The sequence below is a fragment of the Roseateles sp. T103 genome (assembly GCF_057219915.1).
Map to the genome: position 1 here is coordinate 831079 of NZ_JBXVVS010000002.1, position 20497 is coordinate 851575.

15 protein-coding genes are annotated in these 20497 nt (G+C 67.8%); 5 read left to right on the forward strand and 10 right to left on the reverse strand.

Annotated elements, in window-relative coordinates; translation table 11 throughout:
- Positions 1 to 32: 32 nt before the first annotated feature.
- Together AC2EBS_RS10205 and fba are read right to left on the reverse strand one after the other, a co-directional pair.
- Positions 33 to 929 (reverse strand): phosphoribosylaminoimidazolesuccinocarboxamide synthase, encoded by an 897-nt coding sequence (locus tag AC2EBS_RS10205; RefSeq protein ID WP_484728280.1) that lies wholly within the window; start codon positions 927 to 929, stop codon positions 33 to 35.
- 88 nt (positions 930 to 1017) lie between these two features.
- Positions 1018 to 2082: a class II fructose-bisphosphate aldolase gene (gene fba / locus AC2EBS_RS10210; protein ID WP_484728281.1), complete on the reverse strand. Its 1065-nt coding sequence runs from the start codon at positions 2080 to 2082 to the stop codon at positions 1018 to 1020.
- Positions 2083 to 2267: 185 nt separating this feature from the next.
- Here fba and AC2EBS_RS10215 point away from each other — a divergent pair, with 185 nt between their 5' ends.
- On the forward strand, positions 2268 to 3287 hold the full coding sequence (locus AC2EBS_RS10215) for an ATP-binding protein (protein WP_484728282.1): 1020 nt from the start codon (positions 2268 to 2270) through the stop codon (positions 3285 to 3287).
- A 197-nt stretch (positions 3288 to 3484) separates the two neighbouring features.
- Here the strand turns inward: AC2EBS_RS10215 and pyk are convergent, their stop codons facing one another.
- From pyk to AC2EBS_RS10255, 8 genes are all read right to left on the reverse strand, one after another.
- Positions 3485 to 4915: a pyruvate kinase gene (pyk, locus tag AC2EBS_RS10220; protein ID WP_484728283.1), complete on the reverse strand. Its 1431-nt coding sequence runs from the start codon at positions 4913 to 4915 to the stop codon at positions 3485 to 3487.
- An 88-nt stretch (positions 4916 to 5003) separates the two neighbouring features.
- Complete coding sequence (locus AC2EBS_RS10225; protein WP_484728284.1) at positions 5004 to 7328, reverse strand: NADP-dependent malic enzyme; 2325 nt, start codon at positions 7326 to 7328, stop codon at positions 5004 to 5006.
- Between the two features lie 526 nt (positions 7329 to 7854).
- Positions 7855 to 8424, reverse strand: a complete 570-nt coding sequence (gene cysC / locus AC2EBS_RS10230) for an adenylyl-sulfate kinase (RefSeq protein ID WP_484728285.1) — start codon at positions 8422 to 8424, stop codon at positions 7855 to 7857.
- Between the two features lie 5 nt (positions 8425 to 8429).
- The gene (locus tag AC2EBS_RS10235) at positions 8430 to 9308 is read right to left on the reverse strand and encodes a carbon-nitrogen hydrolase family protein (protein WP_484728286.1); all 879 of its coding nucleotides are present in this window, start codon (positions 9306 to 9308) and stop codon (positions 8430 to 8432) included.
- Positions 9305 to 10279 carry an ABC transporter ATP-binding protein gene (locus AC2EBS_RS10240; protein ID WP_484728287.1) on the reverse strand — a complete coding sequence of 325 codons (975 nt, stop codon included), beginning with the start codon at positions 10277 to 10279 and terminating at the stop codon, positions 9305 to 9307. The genes AC2EBS_RS10235 and AC2EBS_RS10240 overlap by 4 nt, the downstream gene beginning before the upstream one ends.
- Positions 10272 to 11276, reverse strand: a complete 1005-nt coding sequence (locus tag AC2EBS_RS10245) for an ABC transporter ATP-binding protein (protein ID WP_484728288.1) — start codon at positions 11274 to 11276, stop codon at positions 10272 to 10274. Before AC2EBS_RS10245 ends, AC2EBS_RS10240 begins: the two co-directional genes overlap by 8 nt.
- Before the next feature lie 17 nt (positions 11277 to 11293).
- Positions 11294 to 12184 (reverse strand): ABC transporter permease, encoded by an 891-nt coding sequence (locus tag AC2EBS_RS10250; RefSeq protein ID WP_484728289.1) that lies wholly within the window; start codon positions 12182 to 12184, stop codon positions 11294 to 11296.
- Between the two features lie 8 nt (positions 12185 to 12192).
- Positions 12193 to 13194: an ABC transporter permease gene (locus AC2EBS_RS10255; RefSeq protein ID WP_484728290.1), complete on the reverse strand. Its 1002-nt coding sequence runs from the start codon at positions 13192 to 13194 to the stop codon at positions 12193 to 12195.
- A 355-nt stretch (positions 13195 to 13549) separates the two neighbouring features.
- On the opposite strand from AC2EBS_RS10255, the gene AC2EBS_RS10260 reads away from it, so the two are divergent.
- The 4 genes from AC2EBS_RS10260 to AC2EBS_RS10275 all read left to right on the forward strand — a co-directional run bounded on the left by AC2EBS_RS10260 (position 13550) and on the right by AC2EBS_RS10275 (position 20353).
- Positions 13550 to 15097, forward strand: coding sequence for an ABC transporter substrate-binding protein (locus AC2EBS_RS10260; RefSeq protein ID WP_484728291.1), 1548 nt, complete (start codon positions 13550 to 13552; stop codon positions 15095 to 15097).
- Between the two features lie 135 nt (positions 15098 to 15232).
- On the forward strand, positions 15233 to 17632 hold the full coding sequence (locus AC2EBS_RS10265) for a TonB-dependent receptor (protein WP_484728292.1): 2400 nt from the start codon (positions 15233 to 15235) through the stop codon (positions 17630 to 17632).
- Between the two features lie 101 nt (positions 17633 to 17733).
- Complete coding sequence (locus tag AC2EBS_RS10270; protein WP_484728293.1) at positions 17734 to 19335, forward strand: sulfotransferase family protein; 1602 nt, start codon at positions 17734 to 17736, stop codon at positions 19333 to 19335.
- Between the two features lie 82 nt (positions 19336 to 19417).
- On the forward strand, positions 19418 to 20353 hold the full coding sequence (locus tag AC2EBS_RS10275; RefSeq protein ID WP_484728294.1) for a LuxR C-terminal-related transcriptional regulator: 936 nt from the start codon (positions 19418 to 19420) through the stop codon (positions 20351 to 20353).
- Positions 20354 to 20497: the final 144 nt, after the last annotated feature.

The following is a 20497-nucleotide window of genomic DNA, read 5'->3' on the forward strand; positions in this document are numbered from 1 at the left end:
TCCTCCGGCCCCAGGTTCCTGCCGACGACGCCTCAGCGCGTCAGCCGCTCCAAGGCTTCGCGATACTTGGCCGCCGTATTCGCGATCACATCGGGCGGCAACTGCGGCGCCGGCGCGGTCTTGCCCCAGGGCTTGCCGTCCACCGTGGCCTGCTCCAGCCAGTCGCGCAGGAACTGCTTGTCATAGCTGGGCGGGTTGGAGCCCACCGCATAGCTTTCGGCCGGCCAGTAGCGCGAGGAGTCGGGCGTCAGCACCTCGTCCATCAGCGTCAACGTGCCGTCGGCATCGAGGCCGAACTCGAACTTGGTGTCGGCGATGATGATGCCCTTGCTCAGCGCGTACTCGGCGGCGCGCTTGTACAGCGCAATGGAGATGTCGCGCACGCGCTCGGCCATCTCGCGGCCGATGATGCTGACGCAGCGCTCGAAATCGATGTTCTCGTCGTGGTCGCCCATCTCGGCCTTGGTCGCCGGCGTGAAGATGGGCTCGGGCAGCTTGGACGCGTTCTGCAGGCCAGCCGGTAGCTTGACGCCGCAGACCTCGCCGCTGGCCTTGTACTCGGCCCAGCCGCTGCCGGCCAGGTAGCCGCGCACCACTGCTTCAATCGGCAGGGGCTTGAGTCGCTTGACCAGCATGGAGCGGCCGCGCACCTGCTCCTTCTCCGCCTCGGTGACGACCGACAGCGGGTCCTCGCCGGTGATGTGGTTGGGCACGATGTCGCCCAGCTTGTCGAACCAGAACAGCGCCATCTGCGTCAGCAGCGCGCCCTTGCCCGGGATGGGCTCGCCCATGATGACGTCGAAGGCCGAGATGCGGTCCGAGGCCACCATCAGGATGCGATCGCTGCCCACCGCGTAGTTCTCGCGCACCTTGCCGCGGGCGATCAGGGGAAGCGAGGTCAGCGAGGATTGGAGCAAGGCGGCAGTCATGGGTCTTTCCGGTTGAGGCTGCGGATTTTAGGCGCGATGCCATGCAAAAGGCCCGCCGAAGCGGGCCTCAGGACGATGCGGGCGTCGTTTACTGGACGACCTGGGCCAGTTCGCCCTTGGCATAGGCCGCAGCGATGTCGACCAGGGTGCGCGGCTGGATCTTGCCGGCCTGGCCTTCGCAGCCGAACTCCAGATAGCGCTGCTTGCACACCGCCTTCGCAGCCTCGCGGGCGGGCTTGAGCCACTCGCGGGCGTCGAACTTGTCGGGGTTCTCGGCCAGGAACTTGCGCACCGCGCCCGTCATCGCCAGGCGGATGTCGGTGTCGATGTTGATCTTGCGCACGCCGTGCTTGATGGCTTCCTGGATCTCGGCGATGGGCACGCCGTAGGTCTGCTTCATCTTGCCGCCGTACTGGTTGATGATGGCCAGCAACTCCTGCGGCACCGACGAGGAGCCGTGCATCACCAGATGGGTGTTGGGGATGCGGGCGTGGATCTCCTTGACGCGGCTGATCGCCAGCACGTCGCCTGTGGGCGGACGGGTGAACTTGTAGGCGCCGTGGCTGGTGCCGATGGCGATGGCCAGCGCGTCCAGCTGCGTGGCCTTGACGAACTGCGCGGCCTCCTCGGGGTCGGTCAGCATCTGGCTGTGATCCAGCTTGCCGACGGCGCCGATGCCGTCTTCTTCACCGGCCTCGCCGGTTTCCAGCGAACCCAGGCAGCCCAGCTCGCCCTCGACGGTGACGCCGACCTTGTGCGCCATCTCGACGACCTTGCGGGTCACGTCCACGTTGTAGTCGAAGGAGGCCGGCGTCTTGCCGTCTTCCATCAGCGAGCCATCCATCATCACCGAGCCGAAGCCCAGATTGATCGCGCCTTCGCAGACCTTGGGGCTGGTGCCGTGGTCCTGGTGCATCACCAGCGGGATGTGCGGGTACATCTCGGCCGCAGCCTGGATCAGGTGCTTGATGAAGGGCTCGCCAGCGTATTTGCGGGCGCCGGCCGAGGCCTGCAGGATCACCGGTGCACCGACCTCGTCGGCGGCCGCCATCACGGCCTGCACCTGCTCCAGATTGTTGACGTTGAAGGCCGGAATGCCGTAGCCGTTCTCGGCGGCATGGTCCAGCAGCTGGCGCATGGAAACGAGAGCCATGAATGTCCCCGGTGGAGTTGCGAATGCATGGGCGGCGCTGTCGCTGTAACCGCGCCGTAACTGCGCCTGATTCTACCGGCGCCCCTGCGGCATCGGGCCAGCAGCCCCTTCATCCGGGGGCGGGCTGGCCGCCTTGCGCGCGGTGCGCTGCTCGTCGATAGTGGGCGCTCCGCAGGAGCCCGACGATGACGCGCCTCGCCCTTGACCACATGACGCTTTGGATCACCGCCGCCGCGCACGAGCATTCGCTGGACCTTACCGAGCATGTGGAAGAGCGCACCGGCGCCAGCCGCCGCGCGGTGCAGGCTGCCCTGCGCAAGCTGGTCGACGCGCATTGGCTTACGCGCAGCGGCAGCAGCCGGCGTCCGGTCTGGGGTCCCGGCGCGCTGCGCCAGGTCGCGCGCAGCTACACCCTGCACGGACTGCAGGAAGACCTGCCCTGGCAGCGCGACTTCGCACCCAATTTCGCGCTGCCGCGGCATGTCGAGCGCATGGTTCGCCATGGCTTCACCGAACTGCTCAACAACGCGATCGACCACAGCGGCGGCAGCAGCGTCACCGTCTCGCTGCGCCAGACCCCCAGCCATGTGCAGCTGCTGGTCTCCGACGACGGCTGCGGCGTGTTCGACAAGATCTGCAGCGCCTTCGACATCGCCGATGCGCAGCACGCGATGCTGGAGCTGTCCAAGGGACGGCTGACCAGCCAGCCCGAAGCGCACACCGGCCGAGGGCTGTTCTTCAGCTCGCAACTGGCCGATGTGTTCGACATCCACGCCAACAACACCGCCTTCCAGCGCCGCGCCTGGGAGGGGGCCGGCTGGCAGCCCGGCCGCCCGTTGCCGCGCCAGGGCAGCTCGATCTACATGGCGATCGCGCTGGACACCACGCGCACGCTGGAGCAGGTGCTCGAGGCCTGGAGCACCGATGGCAGCGGCATCGCATTCGACCGCACCACCGTGCATCTGCGCCTGCTCGCCGGCCCGGGCCAGGCTCTGGACTCGCGCGCGCAGGCCAGGCGGGTGGCCGCGCGCTTGCCAATGTTCAGGCGCGCGGAGATCAGCTTCGAAGGCGTGGACGACGTCGGCCACCCCTTTACCGACGAGCTGTTCCGCGTCTTCGCGCGCGCGCGGCCCGAGGTCGAGCTGGTGCCCACGCATATGTCGCCGCGCATCGCGGCGCTGGTGAAGAGCGCGCAACAGGGCTGAGCGCCTCGGGGCCGTTCGCCGGGCCGCCACAAGAACGGCCAAGGCTCATGTGGCTGGCGTGACAGCCGGCCGCATGAGCGTCCCCTCGGGGGACCGCCCGCGTAACCGCGGGCGAGGGGCGTCAGCCCGCCCGCTGGCAGGCGGTCGGGCCTTCGGTCGGCGTCGCAGGGTCCGCAGGGACCCTGCTCGGTCCGACCTCAGTCAACCCGGCAGACCTTGAGCATATTGGTGCCGCCCGGGTAGCCCATCGGCTCGCCGCAGGTGATCGCGTAGGTGTCCCCGGGCATCAGCACGCCGCGCTCGACCAGCAGCTGCTCGGCCGCCTTCAACGCGGTATCGCGGTCGTCGAACTTGGGCATGATCAGCGGACGCACATTGCGGTACAGCGTCATCTTGCGCTGACTGACACGCTGCGTGGTCAGCGCGTAAATCGGCACCTGCACGCGATGGCGGCTCATCCACAGCGCGGTGGAGCCGGACTCGGTCAGCGCGAGGATGGCCTTGCAGCCCAGGTGGTAGGCAGTGAACAGCGCGCCCATCGCGATGGACTGATCGATGCGCGCGAACTGTCGACCGGCAAAGTCGGTATCCAGCGCAACGAACTCGGCGCGTTCGGCCTCCTGTGCGATCGCCGACATCTGCTCGATGGTCTCCACCGGGAACTTGCCGGCTGCCGTCTCGGCCGAGAGCATCACCGCGTCGGTGCCGTCGAGCACCGCATTGGCCACATCGGACACCTCGGCGCGCGTCGGCACCGGGTTGACGATCATGGACTCCATCATCTGCGTGGCGGTGATCACCACCTTGTCCATCTCGCGGGCCAGCTTGATCATGCGCTTTTGCAGCGCGGGCACCGCCGCGTTGCCCACCTCCACCGCGAGGTCGCCGCGCGCCACCATGATGCCGTCGCTGGCCTTCAGGATGGCTTCCAGGTGCGGGATGGCCTCGTAGCGCTCGATCTTGGCGATCATGCCGGGCTTGTGGCGCCAGGGCTCGCCGGCCACATTGGCCAGCTGGCGCGCCATCTCCATGTCGGTGGCGTTCTTCGGGAAGCTCACCGCCAGGTACTCGCACTGGAAGGACATCGCGGTCTTGATGTCCTCCATGTCCTTGGCGGTCAGCGCCGGCGCGGTGAGGCCGCCGCCCTGCTTGTTGATGCCCTTGTTGTTGGACAGCTCGCCGCCCTGCTTGACGATGGTGTGCACCGCCTCGCCCTTGACGGCCTCGACGGTCAGCACCAGCAGGCCATCGTTGAGCAAGAGCGTGTCGCCGGGCTTCACGTCGCGCGGCAGCTCCTTGTAGTCCAGGCCCACGCAGTCCTGGTTGCCGAGCTCGGTGCGGCTCGCATCGAGCACGAACTTCGCGCCGTTGACGAGCTCGATCTTGCCGTTCTCGAACTTGCCGACGCGGATCTTCGGGCCCTGCAGGTCGGCCATGATGGCGACCTCCTTGCCCACGCGCGCCGCGACGTCGCGCACCAGCGTCGCGCGGTCGATGTGGTCCTGCGCCTTGCCGTGCGAGAAGTTCAGCCGCACCACGTCGACCCCGGCGCGGATCATGCGTTCCAGCACCTCGGGCGATGAGGAGGCGGGGCCGAGGGTGGCAACGATCTTGGTGGCGCGGGTCATGGACTGTCTCTCTATCGGTGCTTGTTAACGACGACCGATTATGAGCCGCGCCTGTGACCGCCCGGATACCGGACGGTTACCTGATCGCTCAGCCCCGCGCCGCCGACACATCGGCCGCGGCCAGCGCCGTCATGTTGATGATGCGACGCACCGTCGCCGAGGGGTTGAGGATGTGCACCGGCGCGGCCGCACCGAGCAGGATCGGCCCGACGGTGACGCCCTGCGCAGCGCTGATCTTCAGCACGTTGAAGGTGATGTTGGCCGCATCCAGGCTGGGCATCACCAGCAGATTGGCCGCGCCTTCGAGCTTGGCGCCGGGCAGGTAGGTCTGGCGTACCGCAGCCGACAGCGCCGCGTCGCCGTTCATCTCGCCGTCGCACTCGATGTCCGGATGCGCGGCGGCGAAGAGCTCGTAGGCGCGACGCATCTTCAGCGCCGAGGGCCTCTTGCTGGAGCCGAAGTTGGAGTGCGAGACGAAAGCCGGCTTGGGCGGCAGGCCGAAGCGGCGCACCGTCTCACAGGCCATGCCGGCAATCTCGGCCAGCGCCTCCGCGTCGGGCGCGTCGTTGACGAAGGTGTCGGTGATGAACAGCGTCAGCTGGTCCATCGTCAGCGCATTGACGGTGGCGAAGTTGCGTGCGCCGGGCTTCAGGCCGATCAGGTCGCTGACATGCTCCAGGTGCTGCTCAAAGCGGCCGACCATGCCGCAGATCAGCGCGTCGGCATCGCCCAGCCGGATGGCCAGCGCGCCGATCGTCGTGTTGGAGCGGCGCACCGCCGCCTTGGCCATCTCGGGTGTGACGCCGTTGCGGCCCATCACCTGGTGGTAGGTCTCCCAGTACTGGCGGAAGCGCTCGTCGTGGTTGGGGTCGATCAGCGCCACGTCCTCGCCCAGCTTCAGGCGCAGGCCGGCGCGCTTGATGCGCATCGCGATCACGTCGGGGCGACCGATCAGCGTGGGCTTGCACAGACCTTCGTCCAGCGCCACCTGCACCGCACGCAGCACGCGCTCATCCTCGCCCTCGGCGAAGATCACCCGCGCCGCATGGCCCTGCGCACAGGCAGCCTTGGCGGCGTTGAAGACCGGGCGCATGAACATGCCGGTCTGGTAGACGAAGCGCTCCAGCGAATGGCGGTAGGCCTCCATGTCCTGGATGGGCCGCGACGCGACGCCCGATGCCGCCGCCGCCTGCGCCACTGCCGGCGCGATGCGCAGGATCAGCCGCGCATCGAAGGGCTTGGGGATCAGGTAGTCGGGGCCGAAGACCAGTTCCTCGCCAGCATAGGCTGCCGCCACCTCGTCGCTGGTCTCGGCCTTGGCCAGCGCGGCGATCTCGCGCACGCAGGCCAGCTTCATCTCTTCGGTGATCTTGGTCGCGCCGCAATCGAGCGCGCCGCGGAAGATGTAGGGGAAACAGAGGACGTTGTTGACCTGGTTCGGATAGTCCGAACGGCCGGTGGCGATGATGCAGTCGGGCCGCGCGGCCTTGGCCAGTTCGGGGCGGATCTCCGGCTCCGGGTTGGCCAGCGCCAGGATGATGGGCTTGTCGGCCATGGTCTTGACCATCTCGGCCGACAGCACGCCGGCGGCCGAGCAGCCCAGGAACACATCGGCGCCGACCACCACGTCGGCCAGCGTGCGGGCAGTCGTCGCCTGGCAGTAGCGGCGCTTGGATTCGTCGAGCTTGGCCGCATCGGCGCGCTCGCTATGGATCACGCCCTTGGAGTCGCACACAAACACGTTCTCGCGCGCCACCCCCAGGCCCACCATCACGTCCAGGCAGGCGATCGCTGCAGCACCCGCGCCCGACACCGCGACCTTCACCTGGCCGATGTCCTTGCCCACCAGCTCCAGGCCGTTGAGCAGCGCGGCGCTGGAGATGATTGCGGTGCCATGCTGGTCGTCATGGAACACCGGGATGTTCATGCGCTCCTTGAGCTGGCGCTCGATGTAGAAGCACTCCGGCGCCTTGATGTCCTCAAGGTTGACGCCACCCAGCGTCGGCTCCATCGCCGCGATGATCTCCACCAGCTTGTCGGGGTCGCGCTCGGCCAGTTCGATGTCGAACACGTCGATGCCGGCGAACTTCTTGAACAGGCAGCCCTTGCCCTCCATCACCGGCTTGGCGGCCAGCGGGCCGATGTCGCCCAGGCCCAGCACCGCGGTGCCATTGGTGATCACGCCGACGAGATTGGCGCGCGAGGTGTAGTCGGCGGCCAGCGCCGGATCCTTCTCGATGTCCAGGCAGGGATAGGCCACGCCGGGCGAGTAGGCCAGCGAGAGGTCGCGCTGGTTGGACAAGGCCTTAGTCGGCGTGACGGCAATCTTGCCGCGCGTCGGGCTGCGGTGGTAGTCCAGCGCAGCATCGCGCAGTGCGGCTTCGGCCGGCGACAAAGGCTTGCTGTTGTCCATCCAGGGTCTCCTGCTGATTCGTAGGGACGGCGAGCTTACTCCCGCGATTCGCGCGCCGTGATGCGGACAGCTTTGCCCCTTATGCAAAGATCGCAAGCGGCTTGCGCGGCAGGGAAAGGCTGGCTGCGTGGATGGCGAACGGCAGCAGGCGCTGGCGTTCTTGCTTAGATCGGAGCGAGGAGCGTCGCGACGGCTTCGCTTTGCTCCATGTCCCCCGCCGCCCGTTGGGCGGCTCCTCCTTTACTTACGCAAAGCAAAGCCATCACACCGCTCCCGATACTTTGGTGGCAGGGCACGATTGGCACGCCACCATTGGAGCGGCAGCGGTGGGCCGGGGCGATTTGCGCAAGTAAAGGAGGAGCGGCCACGAAGTGGACACGGGGGACTGAGCCCGGACACAAACAGTCCAGTGGACTGTTTGTGCCTGGCGAAGGCCTGGGCCTCTGGCCCAGGCATGGAGCAAATCGCCCCGGCCCGACGCTGCCTCGCGCCGACCGACGCAGGCAAGCAAAGAGAACGCTGGCAGTCAGCCAGCCAAACGCTGCTGAGCCACCCACGCCTCATGCACCCTCGCCACCGCCTCATCAACGCCAAGCGAAGCGGTATCGATCACCACCTCTGCTGCAGCAGGCGCCTCATAGGGCGCGCTGATACCGGTGAAGTCGGGAATCGCGCCAGCGCGGGCGCGGCGGTACAGGCCCTTGGGGTCGCGCTGTTCGCAGACCTCCAGCGAGGTGGCCACATGCACTTCGACGAAACGGCCCGATCCGACGATCTCGCGCGCCATGCGGCGGTCTTCGAGCAGCGGCGAGATCAGAGCGCAGATCACCGTCAGGCCAGCGCGGTTCATCAGCGCGGCCACCTCGGCCACGCGGCGGATGTTTTCCTTGCGGTCGGCAGCACTGAAGCCCAGGTCGCGGCACAGGCCGGTGCGCACCGCGTCGCCATCGAGGATGAAATGCGCCACGCCCTCGCGGGCGAAGCGCTCGGCCAGGCCCTGGGCCAGCGTGCTCTTGCCCGAGCCCGACAGACCGGTGAGCCAGATCGTCAGTGGGGTGGCAGCAGAGGCAGCGTCAGCGCGGATCGAGGTGCTCATGCACCTCATTGTCCACGCGTGCGCAGCTCCAGCGGACCCAGCGTTTCCAGATACGGCGTCGGTGCGCCGTCGGGGCGGTAGCAGCCGAAGCGCTGGCGTCCGTCGCGGAAGGACTTCAGCACCTGGCCCAAGCCCTTGATGCCGTTCTCGCGCGCGTCGCGCACCACGTTCAGGTCCAGCGTGACCGGAAAGATCTCCTGGCCCTGGCCGGCTTGGTGCAGCACCTCACCGTTGGGGCCGGCAACGATGGACTTGCCGTTGCCCAGGCCGCCGGCGTTGTTCACATCGAAGAAAAAGCACTGCTGCATGATCGCGTTGGCGCGCGCGATGACCAGCTCTTCCTCACGGTCGATGGTGCCGGTCATCGTCGGATGCAGGATCACCTCGGCGCCGGCGCAGACCAGATCGCGCGTGGTCTCGGGGAACCAGCCGTCGTAGCAGATCGAGACGCCGAAACGGCCCACGCCCTCGATGTCGAAGACCAGCGGCTCACGCCCGCTCTCGACGCCCGCCTCGTAGGGGCGGAAGGGGTACATCTTGCGGTAGCGCGCGATCACCTCGCCCTGAGGGTTGATCACCGGCGTGGTGTTGTAGATCTTGCCGTCCTCGCCGCGCTCGTAGATCGAGCCGGGCAGCAGCCAGATGCCGTGCTGACGGGCCAGCGCCTGGAAGCGCTGCTCGGTCTCGCCGGGCAGGCTTTCGGCATGGCGCGTCTCCGGGCCCATGGGCGCCAGCTCGGCCAGCAGCACCATGTCCACCCAGGGGAAGCGGCGCATCGTCGCACCGACTTCGCGCTCGATCGCGTCGCGGTTGTCGGTGTTGGGCAGGGCCAGCTGCATGCCGGCGATGGAGAACTTGCTGCTGTTCTTCGTCGTGCTCGTCATTGTTCGGAAGCTCCAAGAGGAAAGTGGCAGGCCGCCTGGTGGGCGGCGCTGCCCGTGGTCGGGGGTACAGGCTGGCTGCAGCGTGCAGCGTCGGCACGCGCGCAGCGCAGGCGATAGGGGCAGCCGCCGTCGGCCGCGGCAGGCGCGAGCTCGGCGGCGCCCATCGCGATGGCGCTGCCGCTGCCCGGCACGGCGGCCAGCAGCTCGGCGGTGTAGGGGTGGCGCGGGTTGGCGAAGACCTGGTGCACCGGGCCGCGCTCCACCACCGTGCCGGCATACATCACCAGCACCTCGTGCGCGAGGATCTCCACCAGCGCGAGGTTGTGGGTGATGAACAGATAGCTCAGCTGCAGCTCCTCGCGCAGATCGCACAGCAGGTTCAGCACCTGGGCCTGCACGGAGACATCGAGCGCCGAGGTCGGCTCATCGAGGATGACGAAGCGCGGCTGCAGCACCAGCGCGCGCGCGATCACCGCGCGCTGCAGCTGGCCGCCGGAGAGCTGGTGCGGCAGCCGCTCGGCCATCGCTTCGGACAGACCCACGCGCGACAGCATGGCCAGCGCGCGCTCACGCAGCGCCGTCTTGGGCAGCGAAGGCTCGTGCACCTCCAGCGGCTCGGCCACGCTGCGCCAGATGCGCTGGCGCGGGTCCAGCGCGGTGAGCGGGTTCTGCAGCACGATGCCGAACTCGCGGCGCAGCGCCACGGTCTCGCGCGCACCGGCGCCGAGCAGGTCACGGCCGGACAGCAGCACCTGGCCCCCGTCGGCTGCGGCCAGCTTGGCGATGCACATCGCCGCGGTGGTCTTGCCGCTGCCGGATTCGCCGACGATGGCCAGCGAGCGCCCCGGCGCCAGCGCGAAATCCAGCCCGGCGAGCGCGGCGATGCGCTGGCCCGGATAGCGCTTGCGCAGACCCTGGACGGCGACGACCGCCTGCGATTGTTGTTGTGGCTGCTGCAGTACTTCAGACATGATGAACAGACTCCGCCGGCTGGCGCACCGGCAGCACCGGGTGATGGCATTCGACATGGCTGCCGGCACGCAGGCTCACCGTTGGCGGCGCGACGCGTGCGCAGGCTTCGACCGCGCGACGGCAGCGCTCGCGGAACACGCAGCCGGGCGGGTCCATGCTCGCCGGCAAGACCTGACCCTCGATCACCGGCAGGCGGCGCTGCGGCAGCGTGGCCTGCTCGCCGAGCAGACGCGGCTGCGCCTTCAGCAGGCTTACCGTGTAGGGGTGCGAGGCCGAGGCCATGATCTCGCGCGTGGCGCCGGATTCGACGCTGCGCCCGGCATACATCACCACCACGCGATCGGCCACCTCGGACACCAGCGCCAGATCGTGCGAGATCAGCAGCAGGCCCATGCCCTGGCCGGTGAGCTCCTTGAGCAGGCGCACGATGCGCGCCTGCACGGTGACGTCCAGCGCGGTGGTCGGCTCGTCGGCGATCAGCACCTCGGGCTCGCAGGCGATGGCCAGCGCGATCATCACGCGCTGCAGCTGGCCGCCGGACATCTGGTGCGGGTAGCGCGCCGCATAGTCCGCGCCCAGCTGCACACGCTGCAGCGCGCTGGCCACGCGGGCCTGCAGCGCCGCCTTGTTCTCGGCGGGGAAGTGCGTACGCAGCACCTCGGCGATCTGGCGGCCCACCGTGTAGAAGGGGTTCAGCGCGCTCAGCGGGTTCTGGAAGATCATCGCGATGCGCTTGCCGCGCACGCGGCGCAGCGTGGCCTCGGCCGCGCCCAGCACGTTCTCGCCACCGATGCGGATGCTGCCGCTGGTGCGCGCCTGAGCCGGCAACAGGCCCAGGCAGGCGAGCGCGGTGAGCGACTTGCCGCTGCCCGATTCGCCGACCAGGCCGACCACCTCGCCGGGGCGCACGGCCAGCGAACAGTGGCGCAGCGGCGTGCCCGAAGGCAAGGCCAGGCGCAGGCCCTCGACGACCAGGCCGCGCTCTTGTGTGTTCATTGCCGTCGTTGTCATGCTCATGCCGACCGCCCTTCGTGCTTGGGGTCGAGCAGGTCGCGCAGCCCGTCGCCGAGCAGATTGGCGGCCATCACCGCGACGAAGATCGCCGCGCCGGGGAAGGCCGCGGTCCACCAATATTCGAGGAAGACCGAGCGCGCGTTCGAGATCATCAGCCCCCACTCCGGCGTCGGCGGTGTGGCACCCAGGCCGATGAAGCCGAGCGCGGCAGTGGTGAGGATGGCGTAGCCGAAGTCCAGGCTGGCCTGCACGAGGATGGGCGTGCTGCAGTTGGGCAGCACATGGCGCCAGACGATGCGCAGATGCGAGGCGCCGAAGGCGCGCGCCGAGACGATGTAGTTCTCGGCCTTCACCGTCATCGCCGCGGCGCGGGCGATGCGCGCATACCAGGGGAACCAGGACACCGCCACCGCGAGCATCGCGTTCTCCAGCCCCGGCCCGGCCATCGCCACCAGCAGGATGGGCAGCAGCAGGGGCGGGAAGGCAAGGAAGAGATCGGCGATGCGCATCAGCACGCTGTCGATGCGGCCGCCTGCATAGCCAGCCACCAGGCCCATGGGCACGCCCAGCAGCACGGCCACCAGCACCACGCCCACGCCAATCAGCAGCGAGATGCGCGCGCCATGCAGCACCTGCGCAAAGATGTCGCGGCCCAGCGCATCGGTGCCGAACCAGTGCGCCGTGCCCGGCGGCAGCAGCTTGTTGGCCAGCTCGATCTGTGTGGGATCGGCCACCGGCAGCCAGGGCGCCAGCAGGCTGGCGAGCAGCAGGAACAGCAGCAGCGCGGCCGGCAAGGCGATAGGCGCGTGGCGGCGCAGCCAATGCCGCGCGCCTGCGCGGCGCGGCGTCGCCGGCGCGCCGGGCGCTGCAGCCATCTCGCTTGGATTCATCAAGGCACTCATGGGGACAGGCGCGGATCGAGCACGAAATACAACAGGTCGATCAGCAGATTGATCAGCAGGTAGACGGTGGAGACCAGCAGGGTCACGCCGATCACCGCGGGGAAGTCGTTGGTCACCACCGACTCGACGATGTAGCCGCCGATGCCGGGCCAGTCGAACACGTACTCGACGATCACGCTACCGCCGAGCATGAAGCCGTAGGTCAGGCCGATGACGGTGAGCAGCGGCAGCATCGCGGCGCGCAGCGCGAAGCCGAACAGCAGGCGCCGCGGTGCCAGGCCATAGGCGCGCACCGTGCGTACATGGTCGGTCTGCAGCACCTCGGCCATCACGTTGCGCGTGGTGCGCATCACCACCGCCAGCGAGGCTGCAGCCAGCGTCACCACCGGCAGCGTCAGGTGCTCGACCGCGCTGCGCCAGGCCTGGCCGTCGCCGGCGATCAAGGTATCCAGCAGGTAGAAGCCGGTCACGCTGGCGAAGGGCTGGTCCAGCAGCAGGTCCGAGTCGATGCGGCCCTGCAGCGGCAGCCATTGCAGCTGGCCGTAGAACACCAGCTGCAGCAGGATGCCGAGGAAGAACACCGGCACCGCCAGCAGCGCCACCGCGCCGCCGCGGCTCACGCGGTCGAAGGCCTGGCCGCGGCGCTGCGCGCTCCACACGCCCATCGGCACACCCACCAGCACCGCCAGCACCAGGGCCAGCGTCACCAGCTCGGCCGTGGCGGCAAAGCGCGTGGTGATCTCCTTCATCACCGGCTGGCCGGTGCGCAGGCTGTTGCCGAAGTCACCCTGCGCGGCGCGCAGCGCGAAACGCACGAACTGCTCGGGCAGCGGCCGGTCCAGCCCCAGCTCGGCGCGGGCCTGGGCGATCTGCGCCGCCGTGGGCTTGGCGCCCAGCGCCATCTCCACCGGCGAGCTGGGCAGCACGCGGCTGGCAATGAAGACCAGCGCCATCACGCCCAGCACGATGGCCAGCAGCGCGGCCGATCTCTTGGCCAAGTACAACCACATCCGGCAGTGCCCTTCCTCTTTCTCTATCAATCTCGTAAGACGGTGCCGCTCTTTGCGACGGCAGGGCGCCATTCTCACCAGCGGCCCCGGGGCCGCGCTACGCCCATCATGCGGCCCCGCCGCAGGGTTAGAGGGAAACCCTGAAAGCGCGCTCCTCGCCGCCAGGGCTCCCCCGCGCGGGGCGCCCCGCACAGGGAATAGTCAAGGGACTGTCACATCGGAAAAATCCACTTACCGTGATGCATGGGCCCGCCTGCCAACCTGGAGGCGTAAGCAGGGCCAGCGCCTCACACAGAAACAATATGGGCCAGGACTCATGAGATCGATTGGGAAAGAGGAGCGCATGGAGCATCGTCAGACGCTCAGAAAATGGGCCACGGCACTTGCCGTAGGCCTGAGCCTTGGCGGCGCCGCGATGGCCCAGCCGGCGCAACGGCCCCTGGTGTACGCGATGTACGCGGACATCAAGGACTGGGACCCGGCCATCGCGGCGTCCACCGAGGTGATCCTGCTGTCCAATGTCTACGAGCCGCTGGTCTGGTACGACCCCAAGGCGCCCAACGGGCTGCGCCCCGCGCTGGCAACGGCCTGGAGCGTCAGCAAGGACGGGCTGGAGTGGCGCTTCACTCTGCGCGAGGGCGTGAAGTTCCACGACGGCGAGCCCTTCGACGCCGCCGCGGCCAAAGCCTCGATCGAGCGCACCAAGAAGCTCGGCAAGGGCTCCGCCTTCATCTGGGACCAGGTGCAGAGCATCAGCACGCCGGACAAGCACACGCTGGTGATCCGCACCAAGCAGCCGGCACCGGTGGACCTGATCGCGTCCTCGCAATATGCGGCCTACATGGTCTCGCCCAAGGCGATGGCCGCCGGCACCGAGTGGTTCAACCAGGGCAATGCCGCCGGCACCGGCCCCTACCAGGTGCGCAAGTGGAGCCGCGGCCAGGAGGTGGCGCTGGAGCGCTTCGACGCCTACTGGGGCGGCTGGCAGCCGGGGCAGTTCCAGCGCGTGACGCTCAAGCTGGTGCAGGAGGCATCCACGCAGGCGCAGCTGATCCGTTCGGGCGAGGCCGATATCGTGACGCTGCCGGCAGCGGACTTGGTCAAGGCGCTGGCGCGCGACCCGAAGATCGCCGTGCTGCGCGGCCCCTCGTGGCGCAACACGCAGTTCCTCATCAACACCAAGAAGCCGCCCACCGACAACGCCGACTTCCGCCGCGCCCTCGCCTACGCCTGGGACTACAAGGCGGTGACCGAGAAGATCTACGAAGGCGGCGCGGCGCCGGCCATCGGCGTCGTGCCGTCGACGATGTGGGGCCATGACCCGGCGCTGAAGATGCCGCGCCTGGACCTGCAGCAGGCGCGCAAGCACCTCGAGGCCTCGGGCATTCCTCAGTCGCAGTGGAAGATCTCAGCCAGCTACATCGGCACTAGCGAGGAGTACAAGAACTCGCTGCTGCTGTTCCAGGCCAATCTCGAGAAGATCGGTGTGCAGTTGGAGCTGCGCCCAGGCCCCTGGGGAAAGATCTGGGACGACGCCAAGCGTGCCGACAGCGCGCCCCACCTGATCTCGATGACCTGGTGGCCCAGCTACGGTACGCCGTCGGACTGGCTGATCGGACTGTTCCGCAGCGAGTCGCCCACTGTGTTCAACCTGTCGCACTACGCGAACCCCAAGTACGACGCGCTGGTCAATGCCGGCGTGGCCGAAGAGGCTCGTGACCGCCGGCAAGCCAAGCTGAAGTATTCGCAGGCCCAGCAACTGCTGATCGACGATGCCGCGGCGATCTTCGTCGCCGATCTGCAGGGCCGGGTGATCCACCGCAAGTCCGTCAAGGGCGTGACGCTGAATCCCGCCTATGACGCCGTGATGTTCTACGGCCTGAGCCGCTAGTCCGCCCTTTCTTTTCTTCTTTCTCTTTTCTTTCGTCTCCAGCAGTACCGCCAGGGGCCGGTGCATCAGCGCTCGGCCGCAGGCATCGCTTTGCCCGCACAACACCGTTTCTACTGAACCACAGGAGTCCTGCTCATGAGCACGGCATCGAAGAAGACCCCGAGAACGACGACCCTGAAGCTGACCCCGCTGGCCGCTGCCGCCGCCGCGCTGAGCCTGCTCGCAACCAGCGAGGCCGCGCTGGCGCAGGCGCAAGGCGATGCTGCCAAGGAGAAGAACCAGCTCGACACGGTGGTCGTCACCGCGCAGGGCCGCAAGGAAAACGCGCTGAAGATCCCCTACAACATCTCGGCGATGAGCGGCGAAGATTTGCAGGAGCGCCGCATCACCGACCAGGTTGAGCTGCTGCGCGAAGTCTCCGGTGCCTCGGTGGTCGATCGCGGCTACCGCAATTCTGGCGTGGTCAGCGGCGTCACCGTGCGCGGCCTGAACCTCAACGGCGCCGCTTTAGGCGACTACCAGACCTCGGCCGTGCCGGCCGTCTCCACCTACGTCAATCAGACGCCCATCTACGCCAACTTCCTGATCAAGGATCTGGAGCGCGTCGAGATCCTGCGCGGCCCGCAAGGCACGCTGTACGGCTCGGGCTCGCTGGGCGGCACGCTGCGCTACATCACCAACGCGCCCGACCTGAAGACCTTCGGCGGCCGGGTGGAGGCCAACCTCGGCCAGAGCGACGGCTCCGATGGCTTCAACAAGAGCGGCGACCTGATGCTCAACGTGCCGCTGCTCAAGGACACGCTGGGCGCGCGCCTGGTGGTCGGCAAGGTGAAGAACGCCGGCCTGATCGACTACGTCAACGTCTACAAGCTCGACGCCAACGGCAACCCCGTCGCGCCCAACGGCATCACCAACCCGGCCGCCAGCTACGAAGTCAAGAAGGATGCCGACACGGTGGACATCACGTATGGCCGCCTGTCGCTGCTGTTCAAGCCGACGAGCAACTTCTCGGCCACGCTGACCTACCAGCAGCAGGAAGACGAGATCGGCGGCCGCCGCCAACCCACCCGCGGACTGGACGGCTGGGGCCGCAGCTACGGCAAGTACGAGAACGGCTCCATCCAGCTCGAACCGTCCAGCCGCAAGGTCGACATGACCGCGCTGGAGATGGAGCTGGACCTGGGCTTCGCCACGCTGACCAGCGCCACCTCGCAATACGAGCAGACCGGCTCCAGCCTGTCGGAGAACACTGGCTTCTACGCGAAGAACAACTGGCTCAAGGACTTCTACTACAACTACCCGCGGCCGATGGCGCAGGCCTTCCGCAGCTACGGCGACAAGGCCACAGTGCAGGAACTGCGCCTGATCTCGAAGAAGGGCGGCAGCTTCGACTACATCGTCGGCGTCTTCTACCAGGACCAGGACCTCGCGTCTTCGCAGCGCAGCTATCTTCGCGGCCTGAAGGAGTGGGCCGACGTCGCGGTGCCGGGCAACTACCTGGTCAGCAACAACGACTTCCTCTACGACCGTGCGCAGAACTTCAAGGAGACCTCGGGCTACGGCGAGCTGACCTATCACTTCGCGCCCACGCTGCGCAGCACCGTCGGTGCGCGTTTCTTCAACAACAAGTTCAGCAACGACACGACGATGGGCATCCCGGCCTGGGGCATGACGCCCGAGCGCTCGGTGTTCAATCAGCAGGACAGCGGCAAGCTCTTCAAGGTCAACTTGGCCTACGACCTCACACCGCGCCAGATGGCCTATGCCACGGTATCGCAAGGCTATCGCCGCGGCGGTGCCAACGCCGTGCCGCTGGTGGGCAACTTCAAGGAAAGCGCCGCCTATCTCACCTACGCGCCGGACACCAACACCAACTACGAGCTGGGCATCAAGGGCACGCAAAGCGGCATCAAGTACGGCGCCTCGCTGTTCTACATCGACTGGCAGGACGTGCAGGTCGAGACCAGCACGCCCAACTGGGGCTTCTTCGCCGCGCAGAACGGCGGCAAGGCGAAGAGCCAGGGGCTGGAGCTGGAGCTCAGCGGCGGCTTCGCTGCGGCCTGGCGCTGGGGCCTGAACTACACCTATGTGGACGCCAAGCTGGTCGACCCGGTGCTGCGCGTGGACAGGCCCAGCGTCGTGATCGCTCCGGCCGGCACGCGCCTGCCCGGCACCGCCCGCCACACCATCAGCGGCTCGCTGGAGCACACGATGGAGCTGAGCAACGGCTGGCAGTGGGTCAACCGCCTCTCGGCCTACTACCAGGGCGAGACCGAGAACGCGATTTCGACCAGCGCCCGCTTCGCCAAGACCTGGCCCAGCTTCAGCCAGTTCGGCATCAGCTCGATGATCGCCGCCGAGAAGTGGAACGCCACCTTCTACGTGAAGAACCTGCTCAACAGCGAAGGCCTGACCGGCGGCTTCCTCGAGGGCAGCATGGGCACGGATCCGGCACAGAACTACTACGGCAACGGCTCCAAGGTGTTCATCTCGCAGCCGCGCACCATCGGCGTCGCGGTGTCCTACAACTTCTAAGTCGGTTCGCTACGGCGGTAGCAGCAAGGGAGGCCTTGGCCGGGAGGCCACCCCTGCTGCTGCCGCCGCGCGCACTTTGATGAGCTGATAGTCTTGCCTGCATGAACAACAGCAGCACCGCCGCGACCGCACCTGCCCTGCCCCAACGCCTGCAGCAGCTGCAGCAGGCCTACGCGCAGGGCCGGCTGGACGAGGTGCAGCGCGGCGGCGCTGCGCTGGCCGCGAGCCAGGCCTCGGCGGCCGAGCTGCTGGCGGCCAGCCAGGTCTACCAGCAGCTCGGCGACTTCGACGCGATGCTGGCCTGCGCAGATCGCGCCAGCCGACTGACCCCTGGCGATGTCAACGCTGCCAGCCGGGTGGTCGAGTGCCAGATTTACCGCGGCCGCATCGATCTGGCGCGCGAGCGCCTGACCGCGATGGAAGCGGGCGCGCAACAGGACGCGCGACTGCTGCAGCACATCGCCACGCTGTGGCTGCATGCCGCCAGCCACGCCGACGCACAGCGCTGCTACGAGCGCGCCGCGCAGCTGCAGCCCGACGAGCCGGGCACGCTCTACAACCTGGCCACCTCGCTGATCACGATGGGTGACATCGCCCGCGCCGAGGCGCTCTATGCGCGCGTGATCGCGCTGCGCCCCGACGACTTCGATGCCTATCAGAACCGCGCCACGCTGCGTGTCTGGAGTGCTGACAACAACCATGTGGACGAGCTGAGGCGCGCGCTGGCGCGGCTGGGCGCCGATCATCCCGGCCGCGTGGCGCTGGGCTATGCATTGGCCAAGGAACTCGAAGACCTGCAGGACTGGGACGCCTCGTTCGCCGCGCTGGCCGATGCCGCGCGCGTGCGCCGCGCCCGCCTGGCCTACCGCGTGGACAGCGACGAGGAGGCGATGGCCGCCATCGCGGCCGCCTTCAACGCCAAAACGCTGGCGCGGCGCGCGCCCTCCCCATCACCGGGCGTCATCGAGCCCTCGCTGTTCGTGATGGGCCTGCCGCGCAGCGGCACCACGCTGGTGGAGCGCATCCTCGACTCGCACCCGCTGGTGGGCAGCATCGGCGAGAGCAATGCCTTCGCCTTCGCGCTGATGCGCCTGGCCGCCGGCCCGGGCGGCAAGCTGGCGATGGTCGAGCGCAGCGCCCACCTGGATGCCGCCGCGCTGGGCGAGGCCTACCGCGGCGCGCTGCGCAGTCACGGCCTGCCGGCAGCCAGGCAGCTGATCCTCAACAAGACGCCCAGCAACTACCTCTACCTGGGACTGATCCATCAGGCCCTGCCGCAGGCCAAGGTGGTGCACCTGACGCGCCACCCGCTCGACAGTTGCTATGCGATGTTCAAGACGCTGTTCCGCATGGGTTATCCCTTCAGCTACAGCCTCGAGGACCTGGGCCGCTACTACGTGGCCTACCACCGGCTGATGCAGCACTGGCGGCGCGACATCCCCGAAAGCTTCCACGAGCTAGCCTACGAGGAACTGGTGGCCGCACAGGAGCCTCGCAGCCGCGCGTTGCTGGACTACTGCGGCCTGCCCTGGGACCAAGCCTGCCTGGAGTTCCACCGCAATGCCGCGCCGGCCACCAGCGCCAGCGCCACGCAGGTGCGCCGGCCGATCTACAAGAGCTCGGTGCAGCTGTGGCGGCGCTATGAGCGCCAGCTCGCGCCGCTGCGCGAGCATCTGGAAAACCATGGCATCGCGTGTGACTAGGCTGCAACGCGGGCGCGTCCGGGCCGCGCTATCCTGAGCCGCCCCGCCACCTCACCCTCACCGCAGCATCGCCCTAAGCACCATGGCGCACCCGATCGAAAGCGCAGCCTGGCACCGCCTGATCGGCGGTCTGATCGAAGCGCTCGACAAGCCCAACTTCTGGAACATCCTGCTGCGCTATCTCAGCGACGTGGTTCCCTTCGACAACTGGGTGGTGCTGCTGTTTGCGCGCGATCGCAAGCCACAGGTGTTCGCCGAGAGCCCGACACCCGACGGCAGCGACGACGAGCTGTTCCAAGACTACCTGAACGGCTTCTACCTGCTGGACCCCTTTTACATCGCCTGCATGGACGATCCGCGCGCCGGACTAATGCGCCTGGACGATGTGGCGCCCGACCGCTTCGAGGCGGAGGACTACTACCAGCGCTACTTCAAGCTCAACATCGTCGCGGACGAGGTGCAGTTCAACCTGCCGCTGAATGCGGGCCCTGGCGACAGAGACGAGGGGCAGGTGCTGATCCTGTCGCTGGGAAGCAAACACCGATACACACTGGACGAGATCTCGGTACTGCACGCGATCAGCCCCTGGGTGCTGGCGCTGATGCGCCAGCGTGCGGCGCTGCACGAGGTGGGCGAGGAGGGGCTGCCGGTACTGATGTCTGGGCCTCCGGTCGATGCCGGCGCCGGCCCGCTGCCGACCGCAGCCGTGGTCGGAACGGCCCCCGCCGGATCGGCCTACGCCTCGCCCTCGCCAGGCCAGTCCGGCAGCGGCGACCTCCTGGACAGCGGCACCGCCACGCTGGCGCGTAGCGGCTCGTCCAACCTGACCAACCGCGAGTTGGAGATCGTGCACCTGCTACTCAGCGGTTTTTCATCCAAAGGCATTGCACAGAAGCTGAAGATCTCGCCCGAGACCGTCAAGGGCCATCGCAAGCACATCTACACCAAGCTTGGCGTGAAGTCGCACGCCGAGTTGTTCGCGATCTACCTGCAGGCGAGGTCTACGCAACCAAACTAGGCTGAAACCGCCCAACCCCAGGCGGCCCTAAAAAGCAAAACCCCTCTGGACTGGATCCAGAGGGGTTTGCGGGGATATTAGCCTGACGATGACCTACTTTCACACGGGAATCCGCACTATCATCGGCGCTGACTCGTTTCACTG